Annotated in this window: 7 protein-coding genes and 1 pseudogene; 3 read left to right on the top strand and 5 right to left on the bottom strand. The window is 56.4% G+C overall.

Going from position 1 to position 12,502, the window contains the following annotated elements; genetic code table 11:
* Positions 1-297: 297 nt before the first annotated feature.
* Positions 298-3,186, top strand: a complete 2,889-nt coding sequence (locus DBV39_RS00380) for a cation-translocating P-type ATPase (RefSeq protein WP_108622999.1) — start codon at positions 298-300, stop codon at positions 3,184-3,186.
* A gap of 162 nt (positions 3,187-3,348) precedes the next feature.
* Positions 3,349-4,626, top strand: coding sequence for an ArsB/NhaD family transporter (locus tag DBV39_RS00375; RefSeq protein WP_108619861.1), 1,278 nt, complete (start codon positions 3,349-3,351; stop codon positions 4,624-4,626).
* 11 nt (positions 4,627-4,637) lie between these two features.
* Here the strand turns inward: DBV39_RS00375 and DBV39_RS19740 are convergent.
* The 3 genes and pseudogenes from DBV39_RS19740 to DBV39_RS00355 form a co-directional block, all read right to left on the bottom strand.
* Positions 4,638-5,558, bottom strand: a pseudogene (locus DBV39_RS19740) (porin).
* A 533-nt stretch (positions 5,559-6,091) separates the two neighbouring features.
* Entirely contained in the window at positions 6,092-6,823 is a 732-nt protein-coding gene (locus DBV39_RS00360; RefSeq protein WP_227870739.1) for a M15 family metallopeptidase, read from the bottom strand.
* A gap of 1,091 nt (positions 6,824-7,914) precedes the next feature.
* Complete coding sequence (locus DBV39_RS00355; protein WP_108619858.1) at positions 7,915-9,012, bottom strand: NAD(P)-dependent alcohol dehydrogenase; 1,098 nt, start codon at positions 9,010-9,012, stop codon at positions 7,915-7,917.
* Between the two features lie 177 nt (positions 9,013-9,189).
* Between DBV39_RS00355 and DBV39_RS19315 the strand changes: the two genes are divergently transcribed.
* Positions 9,190-9,327, top strand: coding sequence for a hypothetical protein (locus tag DBV39_RS19315; protein ID WP_159078695.1), 138 nt, complete (start codon positions 9,190-9,192; stop codon positions 9,325-9,327).
* Between the two features lie 53 nt (positions 9,328-9,380).
* Here DBV39_RS19315 and DBV39_RS00350 read toward each other — a convergent pair whose 3' ends face one another.
* Both DBV39_RS00350 and DBV39_RS00345 read right to left on the bottom strand, forming a co-directional pair.
* Positions 9,381-9,791: a DUF4332 domain-containing protein gene (locus DBV39_RS00350; RefSeq protein WP_108619857.1), complete on the bottom strand. Its 411-nt coding sequence runs from the start codon at positions 9,789-9,791 to the stop codon at positions 9,381-9,383.
* Between the two features lie 246 nt (positions 9,792-10,037).
* A complete protein-coding gene (locus DBV39_RS00345; protein ID WP_159078694.1) occupies positions 10,038-12,473 on the bottom strand; it encodes a mechanosensitive ion channel family protein in 2,436 nt (811 codons plus the stop codon).
* Positions 12,474-12,502 lie beyond the last annotated feature (29 nt).

The raw sequence follows: 12,502 nt of genomic DNA, 5'->3' as shown, positions 1-12,502 counted from the left end.
CATTATTTAGCGACAATTACTGATAATTAGCGCCAAATAAGACAGTCGAACACCACCAGAACGGACCAGAACGCTACGTGATCACGCCGTACTGCGGATTCGTGCTTTACAGGCTGGCCGGTGCTGCTCCCGGTTGGTTGCTCGCACGTCGAAGGCTTTGCCACGCTGCATGCACTTTCTTGCATGCACTTTCTTGCACGCGCTTCCTTGCCTGTACTTTCTTGTCTGCGCTCTGATTTTCGTTCTTTTGCCTACTATCTGGTCCTCGACATATCCCTCACCCGCAAGGCGAACTGCATGCCACCAAACGAGAAGCTTCAGCCATCATCACCCCAGCGTCGTACGCCTTCAGACCGACAGACAGAAGTCACCTCCAGCCAGGACAGTCGTGCCTGGCACACAGAATCCGCCGAAACAGTCCGTCGTTCGTGGCAGACCGGACCAGAAGGGCTGGATGAGAGCGCGGTCAAGCGTCTGCAGGCAGAGTACGGACCGAACGTTTACAAACTCGAGAACGGCAACACATTCCTGAAGCGGCTGGCAGCCCAGATCAACAACCTTCTGATCTTTGTCCTGCTCGCAGCGGCCCTCGTGACAATGCTGACAGGTCATCAGCTCGATGCCGTAGTGATTCTGGCGGTTGTGGTCCTGAACGTCGTCATCGGGCTTTACCAGGAGGGCAAAGCGGAAAAGTCACTACAGGCGATCCAGAAAATGCTGGCGCCCAAAGCGCAAGTCATGCGCAATGGGCGGCTGATCACACTGGACGCCGAGGCACTGGTTCCCGGGGATCTGCTGGTGGTGGCCTCCGGAGACAACCTGCCGGCCGATGTCCGCTTTGTTGAAACAGTCAATCTGCAAGTGGATGAGTCCGCGCTGACCGGCGAATCTGTGCCAGTAACCAAACAAATCGACCCCGTTGCGGCCGATGCCTCTCTGGGTGACCAGCTTTGCATGGGATTCTCGGGAACACTCGTCACACAGGGCAACGCAAAAGCGATCGTGGTTCGCACGGGCATGCAGACAGAGATGGGGCGCATCGGTCGTATGCTCAAGGAGGTCCAGAGCACCAGGACACCGCTGGTGCAGAGCATGGAGAAGTTCTCGCGCTGGCTGACTGTCTTCATTCTGGGGTTTGCCGCATGCCTGTTTGCCTACGGATACGGGTTCATCGGTATGGCACTACCCGAAGCGTTCATGGCAGTGGTCGGGCTCGCCGTGGCGGCCATCCCGGAGGGGCTTCCAGCCATCCTCACTATCACCATGGCGATCGGTGTGCAAAGCATGGCCAGAAAGCGGGCCATCGTGCGCAGACTACCTGCCGTGGAGACGCTGGGCTCGGTCACCGTTATCTGCTCAGACAAGACAGGCACCCTCACTCGCAACGAAATGACGGTTCAGAGCGTAGTGACAACGGACCAGACACTGGAAGTCAGCGGCACGGGCTACGCGCCGCAAGGGGAAATCAGCGTCGTCCATGGAAACAATGCCGTACATGCTGCGCCTGACCCATCGGCTAGCCCTGACAATCCGGTCTCCCGAGACACATCCTCTGGGGGTCAGCCAGTTCATCCTGACTCCCCAGGCCTCACGCTGATTGGGCTGACAAGCGCCTTGTGCAACGAGGCTGCATTGCAGGAAGAGCCAGATGGCAACTGGACGCTGACAGGCGATCCGACTGAAGGTGCGTTGCTGACGCTGGCAATGAAACTGGGCCTGGATCTGACGCAGATCCGCAAGGAATCACAGCGGATCGCACACATGCCGTTCGAATCCGAGCACCGGTTCATGGCGACAGTCCACCGGGCAAGTGACCTCCCTGGCAGTGGTGGCACACAGTCCGAGGCGGTCATCCTGCTCAAAGGAGCGCCGGACAAGGTTCTGACGCTGTGCACAGATGAGATGGGACAAGACGGAGTCGGTCGGGATCTCGATATGGCCTACTGGAATGAACAGATCGAACAGCAGGCGAGTCAGGGTCGTCGGGTACTCGGATTTGCTTTCAGACCCGATGTCACGGGGGTTGATCAGAAGAACATCCACACACACGCGCGCGATCTGACATTTCTGGGCATTGTTGGCATCATGGACCCACCGCGAGATGAAGCCATTGAGGCGATTGACAAGTGCCATCGTGCCGGGATACGGGTCAAAATGATTACTGGAGACCATGCAGGCACGGCACTGGCGATTGCCCGATCCCTGCACATTGGCAATGGCGAACGAGGCATGACGGGTGCCGAACTCGAGCGTCTTGACGATCAGGCGCTACGCGAAGTGGTGCGTGAGGTGGACGTGTTTGCAAGAGCGAGTCCCGAGCACAAAATCCGGCTAGTCCGGGCACTACAGGCTAACGGTGAAGTCGTGGCCATGACCGGGGATGGCGTGAACGACTCACCGGCACTCAAACAGGCCGACATCGGTATTGCCATGGGTCTTAAAGGCACGGAGGCGGCCAAGCAGGCAGCCGAGATCGTGCTCACCGACGACAACTTTGCCTCGATCGTTAACGCCGTGGAGGAAGGTCGCACAATCTACGACAACCTCAAGAAGTCGATCTCGTTTCTGCTGCCGATCAACGGTGGGGAGTCAATGGCGATCGGCCTGGCAATCCTGCTCGGGGTGGCTTTGCCGATCACGCCCTTGCAACTGCTCTGGATCAACATGGTGAGCTCGATCGGTCTGGCGATGGTACTCGCGTTCGAGCCCGCTGAGCCAGGGATCATGAGTCGGGCCCCGCGCAACCGGCATGACCCTCTCATCTCACGGTTTCTGATCTGGCGAATCCTGTTTGTCTCCACCTTGTTCCTGTGCGGCATCTTCGGTTTGTATAACTTGACACTGGCGCAAGGGGCCGACATCGATACGGCCAGAACGGTTGCAGTCAACGCACTGGTCTGCATGGAAGTCTTCTATCTCTTCAGTGTCCGTTATCTGAAAGCCCCGTCATTCACCTGGATCGGCATCCAGGGAACTCCGCGAGTACTGGGTGCCGTCGGACTGGTGGTTGCGCTTCAGATCATCATGACATATACACCCTTCATGCAGACCTGGTTTGCCACCTCCGCCCTGAGTGTCGGACAGCTGGGCACGATCGTCGCGGCAGGCGTGGCTTTGCTGATCATCCTGGAGCTCGAGAAGCTGGTCACCCGCCGATCCAGAAAGCCAGAGACGCGGCACACCTGATCGCGTGCTCACCGATCCAGTGCGACCTGTTCTGTCGCGCTGGACGGTTGCCCCGTACCAGCGTGATAATCCACGATTCATCGTCGCTCAAACGGACGAACAATCGTCCCCGCAGCACACGCCCCGCCCTGTGGCGCTCCGACTCAATCGATCATTGCAAGCATGGATATCACTCTCACGCTGTTTGCCCTTGTCTACCTCGCAATGGGCGTCGGGCACCTGCCCGGTCTGAAGGTCGACCGAACCGGTGCTGCGTTGCTGGGTGCCATGCTCCTGATTGTCGCCGAACGCATCACGCCCAGAGCAGCATGGGCGGCGATTGATGTTGAAACCATTGGCCTGCTCTTCGGGCTGATGGTTGTGTCAGCCGCATTTGTGGTGGGTGGTTTCTACGACTGGGTCGCCCGGCGAGTCGGGCAGATTCAAGTCGGACCCGCTACGCTACTTGGCATTCTGATTGCAGTCAGCGGCATTTTGTCGGCGCTGCTGACTAACGACGTCGTCGTGGTGGCGATGACACCGGTGTTGTGCTCGATCGCACTGGCCAGACAGCTTAACCCGGTTCCGCTGTTACTAGGCTTTTGTTTTGCGGCGAACGTCGGCTCGACTGCAACCCTGATTGGCAGCCCTCAGAACATGATCGTGGCCCAGGCGCTGGACATCTCCTTTAATCGCTTCTCGGCCATCACGCTCGCCCCCTCCATTCTTGGCTTGCTACTGATCTGGCTCCTGATTGCGATGCTGTATCGAGGCCGGTGGCATTTGTCATCGGTTTGCACACCATCTTGCCCACGACCGACTACGACTGACGAGTCATCATCCACCACCCGCACACCGAGGCCTGTCGTACCACTGAACAGGGTCGAGACCGCCAAGGCCGGCATCGTCACCCTTGCCCTGATCAGTGCCTTCATCTTCACCGACTGGCCTCACATGCTGATCGCACTGGCGGGTGCCAGCGTACTGCTGCTCAACCGGCGCATTGCCTCTTCAGACATGCTCGGGCACGTCGATGGCAATCTCCTGCTGCTGCTGATGGGACTGTTTGTCGTGAACGCAGCGCTGGCTGCAACAGGTCTGCCGGACCAGACCATGCACTGGATCAGTCAAACCGGAATTGATCTGGATGCACCCGTCCCCATGCTGCTGATCTCAGGCTTGCTCAGCAATATCGTGGGCAACAGTCCGGCGGTCATGTTGCTGACACCGTTTCTGACAGGAGCAGATCATTCAGAGACACTGGGAGCGGCCATTGCCCTTGGAACCGGATTCTCGTCGAACGCAATCGTGTTTGGAAGCCTGGCGGGCATCATTGTGGTCGAGCAGGCTCGCGCCCAAGGTGTCACGATCAGCTTCACCGAGTTCATGCGGGCAGGTCTGCCTGTCACGCTGGCCAGCACCGTGCTGGCCGTCGGCTGGATCTATTATCTCGGGGCGTGACATGTCACCACTCAGAACAGGTGCCGCACACCCATGCCGACCACAGAACTTCGTGCAGTCTTGACCATCTGGAAGTTCTCGCCATATGAACCCCATACGTAAAGATTGGTTCGTCTGGACAAGTCGTAGGTATACATGACACTGACCACATTCTGAGTCCCTGACGGGGGAGAATGGGTCGATTCTGTGACCGGTCGCATCGCCTGCCAGGACAGGGCGATGCGGTCTACCTCGCTCAACGGCACGGTGGCACCGAGAAGGTATTGTTCGGTGCGCAACGCCTGATCGAACAGAATCCCGGCTCCGCGTGTTACGGTCACCAGGGGCATTGCATACTGCGTGCCAGGATCAGGGGTCTGCCCATAGAATGCGCCACCAATCGTCTGGCCATAAGCCCCTGCAAGTTTGATGAGCTTCAGATCGTAGGTCGCGCCCAGAATCCAGGCCTTGGGAGACCCTTTGCTGGTATTGCTGACTTGCACTGTGCCCGCCGCATTCTGCACCCTGCCTGCGCCATACGCCTGGTCATAGGTTGCCACCATCGCAAACGGACCTGCGTTGTATCGGATTCCGGCAGTCAATGCACGCTGGTTGTCTGAAGTCGAAAAGTACTGTGTGGCTGGCTAGATACCCGAAAACGGCCCGTTCAGGTAGATGGCAGAAGCACCTGTGTTGAACGAGTATCCGATACTCGCCTGAGCACCTGACACCACAGGCGTTTCATACACGATCAGATTGTTGTAGCGCACGGCATTGGCTGAGCCAAATGACGTTCCCATGGTGGACTGGGAACCGGCCAGCGCCAGTGGGTCAATGACACCCATATAGTTAAACGCGACGTTGGCCCGACGACCCATCTCCAGCTTGCCAGCAACAGGGTCGTCGAACCAGAGGGTGGACTGGCGCCCAAAGCCCAGTCCACCCTGAGACATACTGCCGGTCGTGATGTCGATACCGCCTTCAAGAACGAATCCGACCTTGCTGCTGGCTGCCCTGCCTGTGCGCCACGCGAGACATGATTGTAAAAAAGCCCGACGTCAGCCACCCCGTAAAGGGTGACCGTCCCTTGTGCCACCGCCCATCCAGGGCAGACGAGTATCGCTGCACACAGTCCGGGCGCGACATAGCGCCCCCTTGCACCAGTGACCCAACCGGACCGCCGGCTAACTCCTTTATTATCTCTGCGTTGCATTCAGATCGCCTTCGATTATCTGTTAACGAACCGGGCTCAAAATCAACCTGAAACCGGGTGAGCACAAAGCAGAAACAGGAGCAATCACAAGACTGTTGCATACAACATCTTCGTCAAGCCTGGTGCGCTGAACAAGCCAATGTGCGCCTGGCGCACACAGCAGCCCCTGGCTAGCCAGCGACAACAGCGTGGGTAGTCAGTCCCTATGAGCGTTGTTCGGATTGTTCGCGCTCATGCTGCTGCCTGCCCATGGCAGGCCTGGAGTCCACCTGGTCATCGCACCAGAAAATCATAATATGTGTCTGGATAGGGTTCATCTGCAAGTGTGAAATGCCACCACTCCTTCGGATAAGGCTTAAAGCCATGACGGGTCATCACCTGCTGCAACAACATCCTGTTGGCGCGCTGCTGTGCAGTCAGATCGGAGTATTCAGGCCAGGACTCGACCCCGAAAAAATCAAACCCTGATCCCATATCCAGCTCTGCACCATCATCCGATGAGATCAACGTCAGATCAACCGTACTGCCACGACTATGACCGGATCGCTCTGCGATATAGTCCAGATCGAAGAGATCTGCCTTGTCAACATCCGGGTAGTAACTGGCTTTGTTCTGAGTGTCCGCGACATCCTTGGCCCAGCGCACAAAATGGTTAACCGCCGTTTGTGGTCGATAGGCATCAAACACCTTAAGCCCAAGTCCGAACCGATTCAGGTCCGCCTGGACTTGGGCAAGCGCCCTGGCAGCGGGTTCGGAGATGGCGGCCCGATTAGCGTCATAGCCATCAACAGGAGTACCTAGAAAATTGTTGGCCGTCGCGTACCGGAGATCAACAGACACGCCCGGAACCATTTCATCGACGTATACAAATCCGTCTGGCAGCGCCCAGACCCTGGCTGGCCAGACCAGCAGAACCACCGAACACAACAGGAAAAACCAGCCTGGTCTGATCGAAGACAAGACTGAAGACGACATAACAGACCGACCAGCAATCGTGAGCGACATCGCCCTACTCTCCTTCATTGGAGCGCCTGCATGATGTTGCGAACATCAAAAACAAATTGATCTTAGCGCAGTCACACGTGCAGGCCAACTCCGACGACACATCGACTATTGGTCAGACGGCTTGTTTGTGACTGAGAATGGGTTTCCAGGGAATGCCAGTTAGACCGCGTACTCGAACACCCTCTGCTCAGGAGGATCTGCGAATCAGTGCGCCAAGCAAATGGAGATAAGATCGGCCGCACCTGAAACACTGGTAACGACGACTTGACCAGAGAAGATACTTTTCCCGGCGCGTTCGCTCTACACGGGCCAACGGGTCACCGGGATCTTTGCATGCTGGGCAGTAAAGACGTTTATAGGGCATTAAAACCAGGTTGATCACAGATACTGACGTGCATACACACTCAAGCAAAAATCAGCGAGCCGGGATCCTCGATGTAGAGAATGTGCTCATTCCCCGCTGACCATATCCCTTGCGTTCAACTTTCACACAGAAAGACCGCAACAGTACACCAGCCTGGCCGATCTTTACAAGATGCCCGTCCTGACAAAATGCTTCTATAAAATAGCGACCTGTGGTGCAACGGACGGACCCGACCCGATATCATTCGCACGCTGCATTGCCAGGAGTCGCAGTCATCTAGAGACAGCACAGAAATCCCGCGTCAGATCAAGCATCCGGCAGGTAAGGCCTGAATCAGCCTGATGACAGGGGCCATCAGTCAAACGCCGTTCATACGCATTGATATTGAGACCGAGACGAATCGTGAGCCAACATGAGCCAGCATGGGCCAACATGAGTCAATGAACCGACAGTCACTCGCGAAAGATCCACTTGATGCTGTCCCGACCTGACCTGACCTTCTGCACCCGCGCAGACATCGTGTGGCAAAGCGAGGCGACCCGAAATTGAAGTGCGCGGACAAAGCCTTCAAATGACCAGACAAACCAGGGCCAGGAGAAGGTATCAGGAGAAGGCATCAGGAGAAAAAAGCTCCTGTCCTGGCAAATGTGTGCGTCGCCTCACGCGCAGGCGACGCGGACAGGTCTCAATGACAAGGACCCATCACCCTGGGGCGGATGACCGTCGCTCAGGGCTTGACGGCGATCTTGAGCACACCGTCACGCTGATTCGCAAACAGATCGTACGCCGCGACGATGTCATCGAGCTTGTACTCATGGGTGACCAGCAATCCCAGATCGACACGACCAGAGTCAATGACTTCCATCAGTCTGCGCATACGCTCTTTGCCACCTGGGCAGAGCGCAGTGAGAATCTTGTGATCACCCAGTCCAGCTGCAAACGCATCAACAGGAATCGTCAGATCCTCGGAATACACCCCCAGACTTGAAAGCGTGCCACCGGGCTTGAGCACACGCAGCGCCGATTCAAATGTCTGCTGGAGCCCGAGCGCTTCAATGGACGAATCAGCACCCTTGCCGCGGGTCAGCTTCATCACTTCCTCGACCACATCGCAGTTCTTGAAATTCAATGTGACATCTGCCCCCATCTGCCTGGCAATTCCGAGACGATGCTCATTGCCATCGACAGCAATAATGGTGGTCGCACCGAGCAGGCGGGCACCCGCCGTTGCGCACAGGCCAATCGGTCCTTGTGCAAAGATGACAACCGTATCACCGATCTTGATGTGAGCGTTTTCTGCACCTTTGAACCCGGTTGACATGATGTCAGGGCACATCAGTACCTGCTCGTCAGTCAACCCGTCTGGTACGGGTGCAAGATTGGCCTGCGCATCCGGCACCAGCACATACTCGGCCTGGGTGCCGTCAATCTTGTTACCAAAACGCCAGCCAGCGGTCGCATGGTAGCCGTGGCATCCGCATGCGTTTTTAGGGTTGAGATAACTACCGTCCTGAGAAGGTACGCCATCCTGAGCCGCATAGGAATGGAAGTTCGGGCAGATGGCGCCAGCGATCACTCGTTGTCCTTCCTGGTAACCGTGCACGGCGCTGCCAAGCTTCTCGATCACCCCAACAGGCTCGTGCCCCACCGTCAGCCCTTTCTCAACGGCATACTCGCCCTTGAGAATGTGAATATCCGTACCGCAAATCGTCGTAGTCGTGATCCGAACCAGTGCGTCGTTGGGCCCGACATCCGGAATCTTCTTGTCGACCACTTCAATCCGACCGGGCTCAACAAATACCGCAGCTCTCATCATTGCACTCATGGATATCTCCTTACGTTTAAGCACACTCTCTCGCGAGAGGCCAGCCGATCAGGACGCCACCGGCTCCCCGACCAGAATCTGACACAGACCTGCCGAATTTGAGACACTGATGCAAGCCTTGACGGGTCTCACCGGGCTGGTCGCCCCTCATCCGTTCCATTATGAAGGCGACCGCCCATGCTGACCACCATCAACTACACAAGCGATGATCCATATCAAACCTGCAAACGCTTCATCGTCCTGTTCCTCCCATTGACACAACCGCTACCGAGTCCAGCCAGTCTCATGCGAACGCAACTCGGCATGCCCGGATGAAAAGTGCAAACCATGTGCAGGTCGTCTGACCCGGGTGGCCGTGCCTCGCCGAATCAATACTCCAGCATTCGCGGCAGTTCCTTGGCCTGCGCCACCCACTTGGCCACTTCAGATTCACTGGGTGACCGACGCACGAGTTTTTTCTGATCATTGACTTCAGTCATAGCTTTGGCGAGGTTGTCAGGACGCCGCTGGGCAAGCTCGGGCACTGTATCCACTCCGGCCGCCTCAAGCAACTCGGCATACTCGGACCCGACTCCGCTGATTCGATACAGATCGACCATGTTGGCAAACTTCAAAATCTGCTGGGTCGTCAGGTCCGCCTTTTCTGCGAGTTCTTTTCGCTGGGCGGGGGTACGACAGGCCGCGAGCAGCGCATCCGTATCGGCCACACCCGCCTGGCGCAGCTTCTCTCCGATGACAGGACCAATTCCCTCGACATTCTCGATCTTGTAGTTCGCCATCACACATCTCCCTTGACTGTTGCGAAATGCACCGACCCTCCGCCCGCACCCGTACTGACCGTTCGCAAAGAAAAGCTGTTGCAGGTTTCTTTAACAGTTCGGGACGAATAACCGAGGTTCAGTGACTCTTAAATTGCTCCAGCAAATGTAGTCGCAAGAACACCAGGCGTCTACCACGGATCTTCTTGCGGGTGTGTTGAGAACCAGAAAATGGCATCCAAAGCCATGCAGATCAGCAAGCAGCCACTACAGCTTTCGCTCCTGACCAAACGGGTCAGTCTGATCTGTTGATGATCCTCTGGGTGGATAGTCAAGCGTCGAGCGCAGTTGTGCCTTATCTGGCCAGGGGTGATCTGGAAACGGTAGCCTGCCTTCCTCGCGCCACTGGGCAACAGTATTGACAGAGGCTTCGGACTGCGCCGGGTCAGGCATCCTGTCAGTTGTGTTGTAGTGAACGACCGCCGGAAACGCGAACTTGGTACCTGCCTGAGTCACGATATCCATGACACGCAGATAAATATCTTCCCGAATGGCGACAAACTCTGCCCGGTCAGTCGTCATGAGATAGGCGAAGATCTCCAGATCAAGCGAATGTTCGCCGAACCCGATCAAACGCACCCTCAACGGATCAGAGGCAACCTTCGGATGAGCCAGCAGCATTTCCCGAAGTTGCACCAGAACATAACGCAACTGATCCGGTGCCGTTTCATAGCGCAGACGTAGTGTCGAATTGAGAAACATCTGATCACGCTTGGCATAGTTTTCGATCTGCATATTCGAGAACTCGCTGTTAGGAATCGTCACGAGCGTGCGATCCAGCGTACGGATTCGAGTCGAGCGCATACCGATGAACTCGACGGTTCCCATCTGCTCGCCAAACCGGCAGAAATCCCCAATCGCTATCGGCTTGTCAAAGTACAGTGTGATGCCGGAAATAAAATTCTGTAGCGTAGACTGTGCGGCCAGTGCCACCGCGATGCCACCAATGCCCAGGCCTGCCAGCACGCTTTGGTAAGGCACTTGCAGAACATCGGCCAGCATCAGGATTGCCGTCAGGACAATAGCCACCCGGATAATTCCAGAAACCAGCGATACCAGGGTGATGTTGTGACCCATTAGCGCTTTCTTTCGCCTGACGTGGTCAGCCATCAGTTTGACCACGAGCAAAAGCATCGCCGTCACTGAAAGAATAATGGTCGACCAGCTGATGGTAGCAATCAGTACCTGCACCACATCCGGAAAGCTCAAGGCGTAATCGGCCAGACGCAGCCCAAGCCCCACAGATAGCAGCGTGAACGACCAGCGCAAGAGCCACTCCAGGAACGCTGGACTCTCAAACTCATGCGATGCATATCGCAGCGCCAGAAGCACGATCAATCGACTCAGTAACCGACCAAGAATATAGGCCAGCACGAAGGTGACCAACAATCCGATCCATTGCCAGGTCTCCATCGGACCTGTCTGCCTTACCAATCCTGTATTCAGGCTTCGGACATAGTCCCGGATCTTAAAGTACAGGCTGACTGGTTGTGACGGCTGATAAAGCGCTTGCGGCGACGGAAGGTTATCCAGTGCAGCATAGACACTCCGGATACTGGCCAGTGTCTCCTGGCCAAACAGCCATTCAACCTGCCCTGCTTCGTTCAGAACCGGCTCAATGGCAATGACCCCGAGCGGATGCTCAAAATAAACGTACGGGCTGGTGGCTGCAGGGTCATCAGGCACTTCCTGCCAGATAACCGGTCCGAGACGCTCGATCACTCTGTTGATATACCGGGCAAGCCGTGGAGCCTCGTATTCGCGAGCCAGGGCCGACAACCCTTGAAGATTCAGCGTGCGAACCGCGCGCTCCAGTGAAGCACCATCGGTCTTGTCAAATGACTCGACCAGTGTTCTAAGCGTATCCCGTGGCGATCTCAATTCTGACACCACACCAGGCCTCAGCGCAGGACGGGCGGCCTTGAGGGCTTCGAGTGTCTCGCGCAACAGATCAGGTGATGGAGGATCGATGTGCCATTCGTCACCAGTTCTTGTAAATTCCAGCAAGAGACTGACGTCAGATCCCGCCTGATACAGGCGTACGGAAGCCGTTCTGTCGGTTGCAGAGTGTTTAATGTCGAAAGACCGAAATGTGAGTCGGTCAAGTACTTCAAACAACAAACGCGTGTAATCGAGCTCGCTGATTCGCGTCTCGAACGGACGACTGAAGTCAATGAAGTGTGACGCTTCACTTTGCAGTTCCATCCGGCCAGGCCCGACTGCGTTCATGATGGACAGAAAGTGAAACAGGACGGAGGCAGGACTGCTGTAGTCGAATGCGTCCCCTTGATACGCATTGTCATCCTCAACGCGAATCGCGGTCAGCCACTCATTATTACCAAAACGGGCGGTGAATGTGCGTCCATCACTCGACATGATTGCGAGAAACGGGCCAGACCGGCCACCCTCTTTCCAGGTGCCAGTGAGCTGCAATCCGGATACAACCCCGTCAATTTCGCCCCCGTACAAGTCATAGCCACCCGTCACCTGCTGGCCGGTCTGCTCCAAAGTGATCCTGGCACCACGATGGCGCCAGATGCTGTCCCACTGGCCTGTCCAGTTGAACTCGGACGCAACGGTCGTGCTGCAAACAAGAAACAGCAGCAACAAACCAGAAAAACGTAAAAAACTCTTATTTATCAAACCACTCACCCACTCGAAACACGACAAAC

Origin of the sequence: Orrella marina, assembly GCF_003058465.1 — a bacterium.
In the GTDB taxonomy this organism is placed as follows: domain Bacteria; phylum Pseudomonadota; class Gammaproteobacteria; order Burkholderiales; family Burkholderiaceae_B; genus Algicoccus; species Algicoccus marinus.
The sequence above is the reverse complement of the archived record's forward strand: the minus strand, read 5'-3'. Positions and strand labels throughout refer to the sequence as shown.